The sequence below is a fragment of the Pantoea sp. SGAir0184 genome (assembly GCF_043544755.1).
In genome coordinates, this window is record NZ_CP028051.1 from 550,564 (window position 1) to 567,639 (window position 17,076).

Annotated in this window: 10 protein-coding genes; 3 read left to right on the forward strand and 7 right to left on the reverse strand. The window is 56.5% G+C overall.

What is annotated here, in order from left to right; translation table 11 throughout:
- Window positions 1–7 precede the first annotated feature (7 nt).
- Complete coding sequence (locus C1N60_RS22705; RefSeq protein WP_394521854.1) at window positions 8–808, reverse strand: SGNH/GDSL hydrolase family protein; 801 nt, start codon at window positions 806–808, stop codon at window positions 8–10.
- 560 nt (window positions 809–1,368) lie between these two features.
- Here C1N60_RS22705 and C1N60_RS22710 point away from each other — a divergent pair.
- A complete protein-coding gene (locus C1N60_RS22710) occupies window positions 1,369–2,505 on the forward strand; it encodes an acyltransferase family protein (protein ID WP_394521855.1) in 1,137 nt (378 codons plus the stop codon).
- A 300-nt stretch (window positions 2,506–2,805) separates the two neighbouring features.
- Complete coding sequence (locus C1N60_RS22715) at window positions 2,806–8,784, forward strand: autotransporter outer membrane beta-barrel domain-containing protein (RefSeq protein ID WP_394521856.1); 5,979 nt, start codon at window positions 2,806–2,808, stop codon at window positions 8,782–8,784.
- Between the two features lie 16 nt (window positions 8,785–8,800).
- Here C1N60_RS22715 and C1N60_RS22720 read toward each other — a convergent pair whose 3' ends face one another.
- Genes C1N60_RS22720 through C1N60_RS22745 form a run of 6 tightly spaced genes read right to left on the reverse strand, consistent with a single transcriptional unit; the run spans window position 8,801 to window position 14,807 of the window.
- Window positions 8,801–9,868 carry an ABC transporter ATP-binding protein gene (locus tag C1N60_RS22720; RefSeq protein ID WP_088517298.1) on the reverse strand — a complete coding sequence of 356 codons (1,068 nt, stop codon included), beginning with the start codon at window positions 9,866–9,868 and terminating at the stop codon, window positions 8,801–8,803.
- A 3-nt stretch (window positions 9,869–9,871) separates the two neighbouring features.
- The gene (locus C1N60_RS22725) at window positions 9,872–10,696 is read right to left on the reverse strand and encodes a carbohydrate ABC transporter permease (protein ID WP_394521857.1); all 825 of its coding nucleotides are present in this window, start codon (window positions 10,694–10,696) and stop codon (window positions 9,872–9,874) included.
- Window positions 10,697–10,705: 9 nt separating this feature from the next.
- Window positions 10,706–11,626, reverse strand: a complete 921-nt coding sequence (locus C1N60_RS22730) for a carbohydrate ABC transporter permease (RefSeq protein WP_132463025.1) — start codon at window positions 11,624–11,626, stop codon at window positions 10,706–10,708.
- A 24-nt stretch (window positions 11,627–11,650) separates the two neighbouring features.
- Window positions 11,651–12,922, reverse strand: coding sequence for an ABC transporter substrate-binding protein (locus tag C1N60_RS22735; RefSeq protein ID WP_059011244.1), 1,272 nt, complete (start codon window positions 12,920–12,922; stop codon window positions 11,651–11,653).
- A gap of 21 nt (window positions 12,923–12,943) precedes the next feature.
- Window positions 12,944–14,110 carry a PLP-dependent transferase gene (locus C1N60_RS22740; RefSeq protein WP_260640906.1) on the reverse strand — a complete coding sequence of 389 codons (1,167 nt, stop codon included), beginning with the start codon at window positions 14,108–14,110 and terminating at the stop codon, window positions 12,944–12,946.
- Complete coding sequence (locus tag C1N60_RS22745) at window positions 14,097–14,807, reverse strand: FadR/GntR family transcriptional regulator (RefSeq protein WP_021509083.1); 711 nt, start codon at window positions 14,805–14,807, stop codon at window positions 14,097–14,099. Before C1N60_RS22745 ends, C1N60_RS22740 begins: the two co-directional genes overlap by 14 nt.
- Window positions 14,808–15,411: 604 nt before the next feature.
- Between C1N60_RS22745 and C1N60_RS22750 the strand changes: the two genes are divergently transcribed.
- The gene (locus C1N60_RS22750) at window positions 15,412–17,076 is read left to right on the forward strand and encodes a ShlB/FhaC/HecB family hemolysin secretion/activation protein (RefSeq protein ID WP_394521858.1); all 1,665 of its coding nucleotides are present in this window, start codon (window positions 15,412–15,414) and stop codon (window positions 17,074–17,076) included.

Below are 17,076 nucleotides of genomic sequence, written 5' to 3' on the forward strand. Positions count from 1 at the left end.
CACCGGTTTAGCGTTTCGCCACCTGCTCGCCATCCGGGTTTTTGCCATGCCCGGCAGCAGCCAGCTCGGTATTAAAGTGGGAGACCAGCACCGAAAAAGTTTCTTCTGCTTTCATGCGGTACAGCTGTTCAGACGGATGAATACAATCGGGTGACATCAGCGACTGCCAGTCTTTCATCTGCAGGATGCGCTGATACTGACGCGCCAGCGGCACCGACTCTGCTTTAGCCAGCGCGTCCAGTTTGGTGACGTAAGGTGCAACGTGCCATTTCTCCGCGCGGCCACAAATCGGGTGCGGCTCCTGTAATATCACCTGCTTACCCTCTTCACGGGCAATAGTGATCAGCTGTGTCATTACCTGGGTATATTTATCCGGGCTAACCTGGTAATCCTTTTCTATATCGCGGAAATGGAAATGGCGTGCATCGTTGGTGGCAAAATTCAGCAAAATGATTTTTGCCGGCGATTTCTTCATCTCTTCGCGCCAGCTTTTATTATTCTTGTAGAAATATTTGCCATTTAACAGGTCCATGGCCTGTGATGAGGACGCGCCTTTATTCACTACGCGAATGCCATCGCCATACTTCTCCTGTAACCACTGGTTAATCAGAGCAATCTCATTGTCTTTAATATAGATTGCGCGCAATTTGCCATTTTCCTTTATCGCCATGGCACCGCGCGTACTGGAACCGCCATAGGCTTCAATAATAAAGTTATTATCGGGCTTGCCGCTTTCGGCGAATACGGTATTGCACAGACAGGCTGTGGTAATCAGCAAAGTGACGATGCCAGATAGCGCTCGTTGCATAACAAATTTCCGCCTTTTGATACTCAAGGTTACATGGAGAATCGGTTGTTTACCGTAAGCGAATTACCTTAACAGGGGAGATTGCGGGTCAACAATCCGAAAGCACGGTTGCGGGGTGAAAATTAGGTCAACTCTGAGAAAAAAGCCGCTCGCTGAATAAAAGTTATTTAAATACAGCAACATAAAAACAAACCTTACCCAACAGTCACCCTTCAGCCAGAAAATCCCGCATTGACGCCTGCTTAAAACATCACGGTCGCTTCAGGACATAACGCAGCTTGATTAGCGAATTTTCGCACTGCGAGTCGAACCGTTAATCCACAACCTGTTGTAAAAGAGTGGGTTTTCGCTGTTTTTCCGGGAGTTAGCTGCGAATAAGCACTGCCTGACGATAACTTTTACCATCAGAACATTCTGGCTTAAGCTTTATGGACATTGCACAGTGACATTCTTTACACTATGGCGAAATTCCGAAACGTTTCTAAACATAATGTATACAGATTAATCCGGTGTTAGCATTCTGACTGAATCATTATGATTGCGTTACAACTCATTTCAGGATGTGCAATGTGAAAACAGAATCCTTTTTATCCAGCCGTAATATTGGCCTGGATCTGCTGCGTGCCGGCCTAATTCTGGAAGGGGTGTTATTACACGCCTCACGGAGTTTACCGGGTGAGAATGGCTGGTATTATGTCGCGCAGCGCGATCCCTCGGAAATATTTACGGCACTGCTGAGCATGGTGCACACCTTCAGGATGGAAGTGTTCTTCTTTCTTTCGGGCATGTTCTCCGCGCTGATTATTTTGCGCAAAGGGCAGAAATTCTTTACGGATAATCGCCGTAAGCGCGTCCTGATTCCGCTGATATCAGCCTATCTGTTTATTCCGCCGCTGATGTATTTTATCGCGGGACAGATGAATAACACCCCGCTGAGTCTCGAAGGCTGGCTAAACAGCTATACCATGATGCACCACCTGTGGTTCCTCGTGTCGCTGTCGGTGATGTCGCTGCTGGTACCCGGCGCGTTTTATCAGTGGAGCGCCCGTCAGTTGGGCAAAATGTCGTTGCCAATGCTGATCGCCACACTGGTGATTCTGGGTAACGCCTGCTTCGTGCTGAAGTTCCTGGTAAAAGGCCGCGGTGAATTTGTCGAGCTCATCCCGGTGACCGCACGCTTCCTCGTCTACTACACCGCCGGTTTTGCGTTATACGTCAACCGCGAGAAAATTGCCCGGTACGCCAACAGTAAACTGATGAATGGCTGGCTGGTGGCCGCGCTGGTGCTGGCGGTGTGGGCCGCCTGCTATGTTGTCGCGCACAACCACATCACCGGGGTGATGAAATATGTGCCGGTGATGCTGGGCAGCGTGCTGTCGGTGATGCTGTCCTACTGGCTGGTGTTTAGCTTCGAACGCATCAACGTGAAAGAGAGTCGCATTCTGACGGCAATTGTGGATTCCGCGCTGATCATCTATTTGCTGCACTATCCGGTGGTGATCATTTTCTCATGGCTGCTGGATGTCTGGTTACCGGATAACCTGTCAGTACTGTATGTCCTGATCGATTTTGCCCTCGGCATTGCGCTGAGCGCGGTGTGTTACGCCATCGTCAAACGTTCACGCTTCGCCTCGTTCATGTTTGGCCTCAAGCCGAAAGATAAAAAAGTGTCGGTGCCGGTCGAAGCGCGACTGTAATTGTCATCATGCCCGGCCGCCACTGGCGTGCCGGGTATTATTTCCCGCCATCTGATTTTTGCCATTTTCCGCATTTTTAGTTCCAGATAATTATCTCAGGCCGTTAGCGCAATTCCTAAAGCTTATCGCCGTCATCACAATTCCTTAAGTCAAACTGGACGTTTTAATCTGATCGCGGTAATACTCATTTCAACGGATTTCCAGCTGTAAGCTATTACGACAATATATTTCGCTTCGCTATTTCCCCGCACTGCGCATTCGCTGTGCGGCATTTGTCTTTTCTCTGGTGAGGAAAATAGTGTGTTTAAATTAAATCCCTTGTTACTAAGCCTGCTTGCTGCGCAGGGCTTAATGCTGTCTGCCACACCGGTATCGGCGGTGGTATTAAAATCTTTCACTCCCGAACGCAACGACAATAAAGTTGGCGCTTATTGCTTATGTAATGGTTACACCCAGACGCTGAGCGGCGTGCCGCGCTTTACCGCTGGAGAAAGTGGCATGAGCAGCGTCACGCTGGGTGAACTACAAAAGGTTGGGCGTATTATTAATGACAATTTAATCGGCGAGCCCCGCCTGCAACTCGGCGCACAAAATTACGCTATTGGTATTCCGGATGAAGAAACAGGCAGTTATCGTGTCTATCAGGTTTATAACAGCGCGGAAATGATTGCGCCGGCGGAAATTAATGGCGCTACGGTAGTGCCAGATTATTATGATGTGAACGATAAGCAATATATTGATGCGCGCGTTGCGACAGTCACTAATGGCCGGTTAAATATCAATATTGGTCAGCAAGGCGCAGCCGCTAACGCCAGCACCAATCGCTGGTCAATGGCGGCCAAACAGAGTCAGTTATTTGCCAGCAGTAATAACGGCCAGATTAACTGGGACAGTAATAACCGCATCCGCTTTACCGCCGCCACGCCGCCGTACGGTGGCGATCGGCTGGCATTTGATGCCGGAGGCGTGGTGACCTACGCCGGTCTGTTTGATGTCACGCTTAAGGATGGCAGCAGCAACGCCTATTACGTCAGTAATCTCAATGAATTGCGTAACTATAACGACTGGCTGATTGACCAGATTAGCGGCGGCAACCTGAGCCCGGAAAGTTATAACGCCGCGCTGAACCAGGCGTTCAGCCTGCGCGACGGTCGTGTGGTTTACCGCATGAGCACCGGTAATTACGATGATGAAGTGGCTGCCGCACTCGGTGATCAGGTGGTGCTGAGTGCCGATGGCGCGAAAGCCAGTGTGGAAATCAATCGCGGCAAAACGCTGGAAGTGGCCAACAGCGCCAGCGCCGTGATGCGCGCCAGCAACGGTGCAACGGCGATTATCGCTGGAAAACTGGCGACCAGTAACGCGCTCTCATCCGAAGCGGGCGCGCTGGAGTTGGTCAGCGGCACGCGCGGTATCAATAATGGTGTCATCAACAGTGGCTTTTTCAACGCCGCCAATGGACGGGGCGTGGCGGAGGATTCCCTCGGCTATGCGGGCACAGCGGTGTCGGCGATTTATGACAGTGAGTTCCGCAACAATGGCGTGCTCAATGTGCATATCGGTGATGCGCCGTGGGGCACCGCCGGCTTATTTCTCGGCAGCAGCAGCGCGGTCAACCACGGCAATATTAACATCGGCATTCACGATGTGGCGAACGGCTCCTCAGCAGCGGCGGTGAGTTTCAGCGGCGAGGGCAGCTTCGTCAACGCGCGCGATGGCACGATTTATCTCGGCCGTACACCGCAAAATCATAAGGGCGACGTCACGCAGGATGTCGCGGTCAGCCTCGGCGGTGGCATCAGCGCCATTTCCGGCCTGCTCGACTCACGTGCCATCAATGATGGCCGTATTGTTATCGGCTCAAAAGTCGAGAACGCCGTTGGCATGCGCATTGAGGCTGGGCCCAACGCGGTGTCACTGAATAACGGCGTTATCGATGTCAACGGTATGGCGCAGGCGCTACCGCGCGAAAATATCGCCATGCTGGCGATGGATTCCGGCAGCGGCGGCCAGGTGGGCAACCGCGGCACCCTCAATCTGAATGGCTATAACAGCACCGGCCTGAAAGTGATCGCCACGGCGGGCAACCAGGCGCACGCTTTCTCCAGCGGGGCGATCAACGTGGCGGGTGACGCCGACCGCTTTGGCGGCACCAACAATACGGCGGTGTGGGTAACTGGCGAACCGGGCGGTCACGCCAGTGCCGATATCACCGGCCCAATCCGGCTCAGCGGCAAAGCGGGCATTGGGATTCGCGCTGAAGGCCAGGCAACGGTCGACGTTAGCGCCCACGCGATTCCCACCTCCAGCGGCAGCGACAGCATGCTGGATAGCGGACAGATCAGTTTCTACCGTATCGGCCCGGATGCGCGCATTAATCTGCCGGCCAACGGCCGCTACAGCGCCTCCGTGTGGAACGGCACGATTTTTCGCGTCGAGCAGGGCGCGGATTTTGACGGGCGCGGCCTGACTTTGTCGATGAACAGCCCGTTTGCGACCGGTGTGTACGGCAGCGGTGCCGGCACCGACATTAATACCCACGGCGCGACGCTGAACATCGCCAGCTTTGCCAGCGGGCTGACTATCACTGATGGCGCCCGCGCCACCATTGATGCCGCAACGCGTATTCACCTCAACGGGTCTGATGCCCGCGTCGCCATCGCTGACGGTAATCGCTATACGCTGCAGGGTAACGTTGTTAACCCTGATACGCAGTTCGACCCGAACACTTTACTGATCAATCAGGCGGCGATAGACGGCCGCGCCAATAACCAGCAGCCATTTACCGTGATGAATCATGCGCGGCTGGTGAATCGTGGCGCTATCTCCCTGCGGGGTGAAGGCGTAACGGGTATCTACGCACAGTATGGCGCCACGGTCGACAACCGCGGCGATATCAACATCTTACGTAACGGCCGTGCACTGTTTGCCGATGGTTATCCAGGCGCCGGCGACGGCAAAACCCTGACGGAGATTAACAATAGCGGCACGCTTAATCTCTACAGCGGCCAGAGCACCCAGCAAACCACCACCTTCGGTGCGGTCTCGTATCACCAGCTGGGGCGGATTAACCAGAACGGCACGATTAATCTGTACGGCGATAACGTGGTCGGCGCGAAAGCCTTTGCCGGCGGTCGTATTACGCTGGGCGCGAACAGCCGTGTGGTGTTCCACGATGCACAGCAGATCGGCTATCAGGCTTTTGATCCCGGCTCACGCCTGATCGTCAACGGCAGCCCGGTTGATGTCAGCAGTCGTAATTCGACGTTGTATGAAATCCGCAACGGCGCGTGGCTGTACAATCAGGGCTTTGGCAACGTCACGCTGAGCGGCAGGGACAGCACCGGCATCGTGGTCAGCGGGACGGATGCGCTGGTATCCAGCACCGATGTTTATCAGGTCACCGGTAAGGGTGCCACCGTGCTGCGCGCCAGCGATCGCGCGCAGGGGATCATTACCAGCCTTATCGCGCTGAATGGCAAAAACACCCTCGGCGCGCAGGCGACAGGCGATGGCACCGAGGTCTACGCCGCCTCGCTCATCACCGGCACCGGGCGCAACGCCACGGCGTTTGATGTCAGCGGCGACGCGCGCCTGTTTAATCAGCAGCAGGGCGTAGTGGATTTGCGTGGCCGCAACAGTACCGGGGCCCGGGTGCATGATGGCGGTAACTTTATCAACCGCGGCTCGGTTAGCGTCGCCAGCGGCACCGGCGTGGACGTCAGCAGCGGTTATGGCCAGTATGTCCCGCTCGACAGCACCTTACGCGTGAATGACGGCACCGCCGCGCTGCGCGTGGGCTCCGGCGGCGCGATGAAAATTTACGGCGACGGGCAGGGGGCCAGCACGCTGGCGGCTTACGGCAAAGCCGATGGTTTGCTGCTCGACAGCGGTGCGCAGCGCTTTGAAGCCAACGACATCATCATCGGCGCTTACGGCAGCGGCACTGCGCTGAACAATCGCGCCGGCATCAGTGATATTTCGCTGAGTAATGTGCGCTTCGAGGCTAACGGTGGCACCGGCATTCGCTCTGCCACCTCGTTCGAACCGGCGGGTAGCGCGCAGATTCACGTCGGCGCAGGCGGTACCGGCTATCGTTTTGAAAACGCAGATGGATCGACTACGGGCAACGATTTAGTGATTGGGCGCGACTACCGCATTGAAGTCAACGGCAGCGGCACCGGCGTGCGTGCCAACACCCGTGGACGGGTGATCGCTCAGGGCCTGATTGATATCCGCGATGCCGATGGCGGTTCGGCGATTGTCACCCGCAGCGCCAGCCAGGTGGTTAACCAGGGCACCATCCGTTCACAAAGCCGCGTGGCACCGCTTATTGATCTGCGCGGCGGCGAGACGGTGTTTATCAACCAGGGTACGCTGGATGCGCCTTATGCCGATCAGGTGGTGGTGGCGGGCGGCGCGACCCGTGATGTGGTGGCACTGCTGGCGGGCAACGTCACGGGCGAAGTGAACACAGGCAACGGCAGTGATACGCTGCTGGTCACGGGCGGTACGCTGGATGGTGGCCTGAGTATGGGCGACGGCAGTGCGAATCAGGCGACGGTGCAGACTATCAGCCTGAAACAGACCCGTCATATCACCAGCGGCGGCGCGGATAGCACGCTGAACCTCAGCCAGCTCAATGCGCGCGGCGGTTCGTTCCGGCAGGACGACCTCACCAAAGGCACCAACCTCGGCGCGGGCTGGAGCACGCTGAACTTCATCGATACGCAGTGGACGCTGAGCGACAACATTAAACTGGCGCACAGCACCATCAATATCGATGCCGGATCCACGCTGTTCGCCGGCGATGGCGTCAACGCGCGGCTGCAGGGGGCCAGCAATGATTCGCTGGTAGTGAATAATGCCGGCACGCTCGACCTGACCAACGGTGGCAATGTGGCGGCAAATACCCTGACCATCGAAGGTAGTCTGGCCTCCGCGCAGGGCCGCCTGAAACTCAATTCGACAGCCACCCACAGCGACGTGCTGCGTGTTAACGGTAACGCCAGCGGCACCACCTGGGTGGATGACCGGCTGCAGGGCGGCGGGCTGCTGGACAGCAATCGCGACAACGTCATCGCGGCCAGCGAAGGCATCTCACTGGTGCAGGTGACCGGCAGCGCCAGCGCCGACAGTTTCAGGCTGAGCAATGGCTATGTGGCGGCCGGGCCGTGGCAGTATGGCCTGTACAGCTTTGCACCGGGCAGCAGCGCAGGCGGCAACGTATGGGACTATCGTCTGGCAAACAATTTCATCTGCAGCGATGGCTCGCTGTGCCAGCCGCAGGCGGGCAGTGCGGTTAAGGCGGTGCGTCCGGCGGTTACGCCGCAGGTGCCGTCCTGGATCTCCGCACCGGTCGGGCTGGCGTACTACTCGCTGGCAGTCACTGACGATCTGCATAAGCGTCTCGGCGAACTGCGCCAGCAGCCGGCGGACAACGCAGAGATGTTTATCCGCTACCTTGGGTCGGATTTGCAGTATCGAAGCAATCGCGGCCTGGATGCCTGGGGTTATGATTTCGACCTCAACTACAGCGCCGTACAGCTCGGCGGCAATTTGCTGCGCGCCGATGGCGCTGAAGATAGCGTGCGTGGCGGCGTCGCCTATACGCGCGGCAACACGCGCATTCGCCCGCATGCCGCTGACGGGTACAGCTCCACCAGCTTTGATAGCGATACGTTGTCACTTTATGGCACCTGGCTGCGCAGCAGTGGCTGGTATGTTGATGGCTCGCTGAGCTGGAGCGGCTACCGTGGCGAAACCGACATTGCGCGGCAGAAAGCGGTCGCCAAACCCAAAGGGCACGGCTGGACGGCGTCAGTCGAGTCTGGCTATCCGCTGATGCTGGCGGGGGATGTGCGCCTGGAACCGCAGGCACAGGTTAGCTGGCTGCGTATGAACATGGACAGTTTTACCGATGCTGACGGCGCGCGCGTCTCCTATAACGATTACGATCATACCATTGGCCGGCTCGGCGCACGCGTGGCGCGCAGCTGGCAGGACAGCAGTCAGAACCAGTACACGCCGTATCTGCGCGCTAACTACTACCGCGGCTGGGGCGGTACGGCGCAGGTCAGGGTCGGCACCAGCGACAGCGACCTGAGCCAGAGCTTCAGCAGCGGCAAATTTGGCCAGATGTGGGACGTCGGCCTCGGCGGCACGGCGACCCTTATCAACAACGTGGCGCTGTATGCCGAGGCGGATTACCGCAAAGAGATTGCCGGCAACGGCGTCAAAGGCTGGCGCTACAATGCCGGGGTGCGCTGGTCGTTTTGATCGCTTAAACGTGCAATTACAGGCGGCGCTGTGATGCGGCGTCGAACAGCATCGCACGTTCGCTGTCGAGCGTGACCGGCAAAATATCACCGGCGCGCGCGCCGGAACGCTGGGTGGTAAACAGCATCAGCGGGTGGCCAAACAGCGAACCGTGAATCAGTTCGGACAGGCCGGTCGGCTCCACCAGCGACACTTCAAGAGGCAGCGCATGCTGCTCACCCGGCTGCGCCAGACTGATGTTTTCCGGCCGGATGCCGTAAATAACGTCGCGGCCAGCGGCCTGTGCCGCCCAGTGCGTATTCAGGGGCAACTGTGCGCTGTCGCTGATACGCACGCCGCTGGGGGTCATCACGCCGTTGATAAAATTCATCGACGGGGACCCGATAAAACTGGCGACAAACTTATTGGCCGGTGTGTCGTACAGCTCCAGCGGTGTGCCCACCTGCTGAATGACGCCGTGATTGAGCACCACGATGCGGTCAGCCAGCGTCATGGCCTCAACCTGATCGTGGGTAACATAAACGATGGTGTTGTTCATTTGCTGATGCAGTTTTTTGATCTCCACGCGCATCTGGCCGCGCAGTTGCGCATCGAGGTTGGAAAGCGGCTCATCAAACAAAAACACCTGCGGCTGACGCACAATGGCGCGGCCCATCGCCACGCGCTGACGTTGTCCACCCGACAGCTCTTTTGGCCGGCGATCAAGCAGGTGTGTCAGGCTGAGAATCTCCGCCGCTCGCCGGACTTTCTCCTCAATCTCAGCACGCGGTCGTTTCTGAATTTCAAGGCTGAAGCCCATGTTGCGCGCGACCGTCAGATGCGGATAGAGCGCATAGCTCTGGAACACCATCGAAATATCGCGGTCTTTCGGCGCCACCTCGTTCATCAGCTGACTGCCGATATGGATATTACCGCCCGTTGCCAACTCCAGGCCGGCAATGGTGCGCAGCAGGGTGGATTTACCACAGCCGGACGGGCCGACCAGCACCACGAACTCACCATCTTTAATGGTCAGATTGATGTCGCGCAGAACCTCAACGTTGCCATAGCGCTTTTCAATTTGCGCCAGCGTAATTTCAGCCATTATTTACCCCTTAACCGCACCGGCGGTGAGTCCCTGAACCAGGTAGCGTTGAATGAAAGCGAAGAACAGACAGGCTGGAATTAACGCCAGCACGGCGGCAGCCATCATTTCGCCCCACGAAACGGCGAATTTGGAGACGAAACTGAGCAGCCCGACCGGAAAGGTCATGACTTCGTTTTTGTTGATCAGCATCAGTGAGAACAGCAACTCACTCCACGCGGCGGTGAAAACGAAGCCGAGCGTCGCCGCCATGCCGGGCAGCGTCAGCGGCATCAGCACGCGGTACAGCGCCTGAAAGCGGGTGCAGCCTTCCAGCATGGCGGACTCTTCGAGATCTTTCGGGATGGCATCAAAAAATGACTGCATCAGGAAGGTGGCGAACGGGACATTGAAGGCGCTGTAAATCAGAATCAGCCCCAGCAGACTATTCGTCAGACCCAGCGGGGCCATCACCCGGTAAATCGGCGCAATGATCATCACCAGCGGAAACATCTGGGTAAACAGCAGCAGGGCCGCCATCACCATCTTGCCGCGAAACTGAAAGCGGGAAAAGGCATAGCCGGCAGCCGCGGCAATCAAGGTGGTCAGCGCGGCAGTGCTGCAGGAGACAACGAGACTGTTAATAAAAAACGTGGGGAAATCACTGTCGGTCAATACCTTCGCAAAGTGGCTCAGGGTGAAACCGCCAGGTAACAGCGTCACGCCCTGACTGAACAGTAACCTGTCCGGCGTAACGGCAATTTTAATGATCCAGTACAACGGAAACAGCGCAAACAGCAAATAGGCGGCGATGCTGAGACGATGACCGAACAACGGTAACAGGCGCATGCAGACTCCTTACTTAAGTAACTGATGGCGGATGCGCAGCAGTACCAGCGCATAGCAGGTCATCAGCAATAACAGACACACCGCCATCGCCGAGGCATAACCAAAATCCAGTTTGCGATAAGCGGTGGTGAAGATGTAACTGGAAAGAATCGAGGTTGAACCGGCCGGACCGCCGTCGGTCATCACCACGATCAAATCGGCAAAGTTAGCGATCCAGATGGTACGCAGCATCACGGTAATGGCGATCATCGGGGCGAGAAACGGCAGGGTGACTCGGCGAAACTGCTGCCAGCCGCTGGCACCGTCAATGGCTGCTGCTTCATACAAATCTTTGGGAATCGACTGCAGTGCCGCCAGTAAAGTGATGGCAAAAAACGGGATGCCGAACCAGACGTTAGCAATCACCGGCCCCCACATCGCCAGTTGCGGATCGGAAAGAATATTGTAGGGTTCACTGAGAATGCCCACGTCGCTGAGCCACTGTGGCAGCGGACCCACAACCGGGTTGAGCAGCCAGGACCAGGTCAGGCCGGAAAGAAACGCCGGCACCGCCCACGGTAAGAACACCAGCGCCTGCACCCAGCGGCGAAAGCGAAACTCGCGGTTAAGCAGCAGCGCCAGCGCGAGGCCGAAAAAGAACTGCAGCAGCAGTGAACTCAGCGTCCAGTTAAGGGTATGGCCGAGCGCGCGAAAGAAGCGGCGATCGTCGAGCATCTGCGCAAAGTTCGCCCAGCCAACCCAGCCGCTCTCCAGCGGATTGAGCAGGTTCATGCTCTGAAAAGCGTAAGAAATGCCGATCGCCATCGGCACGAAGATGAACAGGGCGATCAGCAACAGGCCCGGTGACAGATACCACCATGGCTCCGCAAGCCGGGTCCAGCGCCAGCGGCGGCGCGCCGGGCTGGCAGGAAGAGAGATTTCAGGCGTCATTTCAGGGCTCCGGTTTACGCGGGATTACTGGCTGGCGAGCCAGGCTTTTTGCTCTTTACTCAGATAGCTGGCCCAGTCCTGCACCATATCTTTGGTGTCGTTTTCGCCCAGTAACGTCTCCTGGCTGCTCTCTTTCACGATCACCGAATTGAAATAGCCCCAGCCTTTGAGATGGGTCGGCATGGTGAGCGGCACATAATTTGGATCGTTCAGCTCCTTAAACCAGCCGGCAAACTGCGGCGTCTGATAGAACGGGTCCTGTTCCGCACCTTTATAGATGGGTAGCGTGCCGACAAACTTCGCCCACGCCAGGTTGTTGGTTTTATTACTGAGGAAGGTAATCAGCGGCCAGGCGACATCGTTTTGTTTACCCTGTTTGAACATCGCCCAGCCGGTATAGCCGATGGTCGGGAAGGCTTTACCGGACGGCCCGACCGGCATGGGCGCCACGGCAAAATCCTCAGCCGCCATGCTATTTTTAATCGCGATCAGCGCGTCCGGATCCTGATCGAGCATCGCGCATTTGCCGGAATAAAAGCCCGAGACAATCTCGTTAAAGCCCCAGTTCACGCTGTCTTTAGGCGCGCCGCCTTGCTGATACAAATCGACCAGCAGTTGTGCCCCCTTTATCGCCCCCGGCTGGGTTAAGGTACTGTTGCCGTCTTTATCAAAGAAGGCAGGCGAGCCATTCATCGCCGCCATAAACATCATCCACGCATTGGTTCCCCCGACACCGCCGCGCATGCAGTAGCCGCTAATACCGTTACCTGACTGACTAATACGCTTCGCGTCGCTGGCAAACTCGTCCATGGTTTTCGGCGGCTCACTCAGTCCTGCCTGCTTAAACAGCTTTTTATTCCAGAACAGCGCCCGCAGGTAAAAACCGTACGGCACCATGGTGGCTTTACCGTTTGCGGCCCGCGCCATTGCCAGCGTTTTGTCCGTCAGCTGGGCGCTTTCAGGCCAGCTTTTCAGGCGGGGTTCAAGATCTTCCAGCATATTGTTGCTGGCGTATAAGCCTTGCCAGGTATCGGGCATCTCCACCACATCCGGAACCTGTCCGCTCTGTAACATGGTGCCCAGTTTTTCAAATGCCTGACCCCACGGCAGCGAAATCAGCTCTATCTCGGTACCGGGATGCTGCGTCTTATATTCGTCGAGCATTTTTTGCAGAAGCGCAGTACGTGGCGGGCTGGTGATGACTTCCACCACGGTGAGTTTGGCGGCGAGGCTGCAAAAGGCGCTGCCTAAACCCACGGCGAGTACCAGGGCTTTCAGGGCGAAACGTGTTGTCATGGCTGGTTCTCCGGAGCGTGATTAACGGTGAGTGGCGGCAGCAAGTGCCTGATTCAGATCGGTCCAAAGATCGTCGGTCTCTTCGAGGCCAACAGAGATACGGATCAGGCGCGGCGAGACACCAAAATCCTGGGCTGAATTAAATTCACTGGCCTGATTAATGACCGAAATCGCCGGCATCACCAGGCTCTCAAAACCTCCCCAGCTGACGCCCATGTGGAACAGTTGCAGGGCGTTGCAGAATTGCGGTATGTCGACCTGTTCGGTCACGGCAAAGGAAAACAGCCCGCTGTAACCGCGCAGCGTGGACCATGCAGGGGGATTGAGCCCGGGGTGGCAAACCGCGCTGACCTGCGGATGGTCACGCAGCTTTTCCGCCAGCTGCAGGGCGCTGTGCTGATGCTGCTTCATACGCAGCGGCAGCGTGCGCAGGCCACGCATCAGCAAAGAGGCTTCGTTCGCAGACAGTTTGCCGCCAAGGAACGGACTAATGTGACGGGCAATGTTGTTGATGTGCTGGTGGCTGGCAATCACCAGGCCGGCCACCACATCGCTGTGGCCGCTGATGTACTTCGAGGCGGAGTGCACCACGATGTCGATACCACACAGCAGCGGCTGCTGGAATATGGGCGAAGCCCAGCTGTTATCAATCAACGTGACGACGCCTGCATCGCGCGCCAGCGTGGCCAGCTGGCGCAGGTTCTGTTCACTCATCACCCAGCTGGAGGGACTTTCCAGATAGAGCAGGCTGGCGCCGGGCAGCGCGGCGGCCATCGCCGCTTCATCGTCGCCATCAACAAACTGCGTCGTGATACCGAAACGCTGACAAAAGCCGCGCAAAAAGCGGTAAGTATCGGGATAGACATGATTAACGCAGACCACTTTCGCGCCTGGCTGAACCACACTCAAAATCGCGTTGCTGATGGCGGCCATGCCGCTGGCAAAGGCGAGGCAGGCGTCACCGCCTTCCAGCGCGGCAACTTTATCCTGTAGCGCTTTGACCGTCGGATTATCAACGCGGGAATAGAGCGGCTGGTCGCTCTCACCGCGAAAGCGGGCGATCATGCTGTCGTAATCGCTGAAGGTAAACAGCGAGGACTGATAAATCGGTGGCGTTACGGCGCCCTGTTCGTGGCGCTGGTCGTGGGTCAGCAGTGTCTGTTGCGCAATAGGTTTAGCGTTTGGCATGGATCACGTCCTTCATGTCGCGTTCGGTAATATCAAGAATCTGGTGGCAGAGGGCGCGCGCGGCCTGGCTGTCGCGGGCGCGGATGGCGTTAAACAGTTCACGGTGCAGGGGAAACGAGTCTGAAAACAGTGCCTGCTCCGGCGGGGATTCGAAAAAGGCGTGCAGCGTGTCGTAGACGCCGTTAAGCATCTGCAACAGCAGCGGATTACCGGCGGCGCGGTAAATGCTGGTGTGGAAAGCCCAATCCTCCGGCCCGGCGGAACCGATAGCCAGGTGCACACGCTCCATCTCTTCCAGCCGCCGTTCGATTTCCAGCAGGTCGTCGGCGCTGGCGCGCTGCGCGGCCAGCACGCAGGATTCGGACTCAATGATGCGGCGCACTTCCAGCGCATGAAGCATGTTGGCGGAGTCGTTTTTAAAGCGCAGAGAGAGAAAGCTGTCATGCAGACCGACTTCTGCCTGCAGAAAAGTGCCGCTGCCTTTTTTGCGCACAATGATGCCGAGTGCTTCCCAGCGCTTGAGCGCCTCGCGCACCGTATTACGGCTGACGCCCAGTTTCTCCGCCAGCTCGCGCTCCGGCGGCAGGCGACTGCCCGGCTGCGCGCCGGCATGCGCCATGTAGCGCGTGAGCGCATCAAGAATCAGCGTATCGCTGCGCGTGGGAATGATGGGATGGAGTTCAGCCGGGTCATGCATCGCTTTGCCTTAATTGGTCCAACATCTCTACCAAAGGCTTAGCAACCCGCATGCCAGAATCGTGAGGCTTTGATTCAGCAGGAAATTTGATGCCGTAATAAGCACAGATTATGAGATTTACTGGTGCAAAAAGCGCCACGGTGCACCGTGGTGTGGCGGTGCGGTGCTCGTTTTTTGATTAATCGGGGTATGAATTCAGCAGATGCGGTGGCACAGCGGCAACTTTCAGCCAACAAAACCGTTAGCCATGACGTTAAGGTAAAAGAAGAGCGTTGTGACCGGTTAAATGACCCGGCACTGCGGCGTCAGCGCAGATTGCCGTGGCGCTTATCAATACGGCACTGATTTATCGCTGACATGATCTCATATCATTCGGTCTGCTTATGCGGGGGTCATGCCGCCATCGCTTTGTGTTAATGAATCAAAATCTCCTGCTAATTTTCTGTTGTCTATTTGTGCTAAGGAGAACTGTTTTTTTCGCGTAATTAAAACTTTGCGAAATTTATTGTCTTTTAATATTAAGCGGAACTCTCTGATTGTTTAGGTGATATTCTGCGCACAGAAGCTTACAAAACCTTTACAATTAATTTTACTTAAGTCTTTGATGATGGCAAAAATAAGGATATTGCTGGCGCTGTCTATTATTATAGCGTCAGGCCAGATTATCGCTGCCCCTTTGACACCCGGCGACCGCGATTATCTGCAAAACCAACAACAGCAGCGACTGGAGCAGGATCAGCAGCAGCGCGATGCACTGTGGCATGCTGTGGCACCGCTGAATGCGCCGGACGCCTCCCCGGCGGGCCCCGGCCCCTGTTTTCCGATCCAGCATATCCGTCTGCAGCACGTCACGCTGATATCCGATCGTCAGCAACAGGCGCTGACGGCACCTTATATCAATCGCTGTCTGAATTTAAGTGAAATTAATGCGCTGGTACATGCGGTTTCTGACTGGTATATGCAACGTGGTTACATTACCAGCCGGGCGTTTTTAGCCGAACAGGATCTGTCGCATGGGCAGTTAATTATTCCGGTGCTGGAAGGGAAACTATTCGCTATTCGCCTCGACGGGGCGCAGCCGGCAATGTTAAAGATGGCTTTTCCTCATACTGAAGGAAAAATACTTAACCTGCGCGATATTGAGCAGGGTATGGAGCAAATTAATCGCCTGCGCCGCACCCCGGTACAGATTGAAATTCAGCCTGCGCCGCAGCCCGGTTATTCAGTGGTGAACCTGACGACAGCGGCAGAATTTCCGCTCAGCGCCGCGCTGGGATTTGATAATAGCGGACAAAAAAGCACCGGTGTCGGTCAGTTAACCGCATCGCTGACCGGCAACAACCTGTTAGGGCTGGCGGATCGCTGGTTTATCAGCGGCGGTCGCAGCAGCGCATTCAGCGAGTGGCGTGACGCGCAGAATGTGCAGGCGGGTGTCAGCGTGCCGTATGGCTACGGCCTGCTCGACTACAGCTATAGCTGGAGCAGTTATCACAGTCATTTTGATAACAATGGTTTCACCTGGCTGAGTAACGGCGACAATATTGCGCATCGCCTGAATGGTTCATGGGTGCTGTTTCGCAACGGTGAAATCAAAACCAGTTTGCAGCTCGGCCTGAATCACTACACCAGTCACAACTATCTCAACAATACCCTGTTGCAGAGTAGCAGTCGCAAAATCACCAGTACCCAGATCGGATTCAACCATACGCAAAAGGTGTTCGGTGGCGTGGCAACGCTCAACCCAACCTTTAGCCGCGGTATGCCGTGGTTTGATGCGGAAAGTGATGCCGACAAAAGCGGGGACTTACCGCGGGCGCAGTTTCGCAAGTGGAGCCTGAGCGGCAGCTTTCAGCGACCGGTTTCGGACAAGTTATGGTGGCTCAGCAGCGTATATGGCCAGTGGTCACCGGATCGGTTATACGGCAGCGAACGCCTGACGCTCGGCGGCGAAAGCTCAGTCAGGGGTTTCAAAGAACAATACCTGTCAGGCGACGCGGGTGGCTATTTGCGTAATGAACTGGATTACACCCTGTTCACCTTGCCGTTGGTCGGTGACGTCAGCGCCCTGGCGGCGGTGGACGGCGGCTGGCTGAAGAGCGATGCGCAGAACCGCGAGTCTGTGGGCACGATATGGGGCAGCGCCGTGGGGATCAGCACCCGCAGCCGTTTCTTTTATACCCAATACACGGTCGGTTTTCCGCTCAGTTATCCCGGCTATCTGCAACCGGATCACGTTAGCATTTATGCCCGGGTCGGGCTGGTTTTTTAA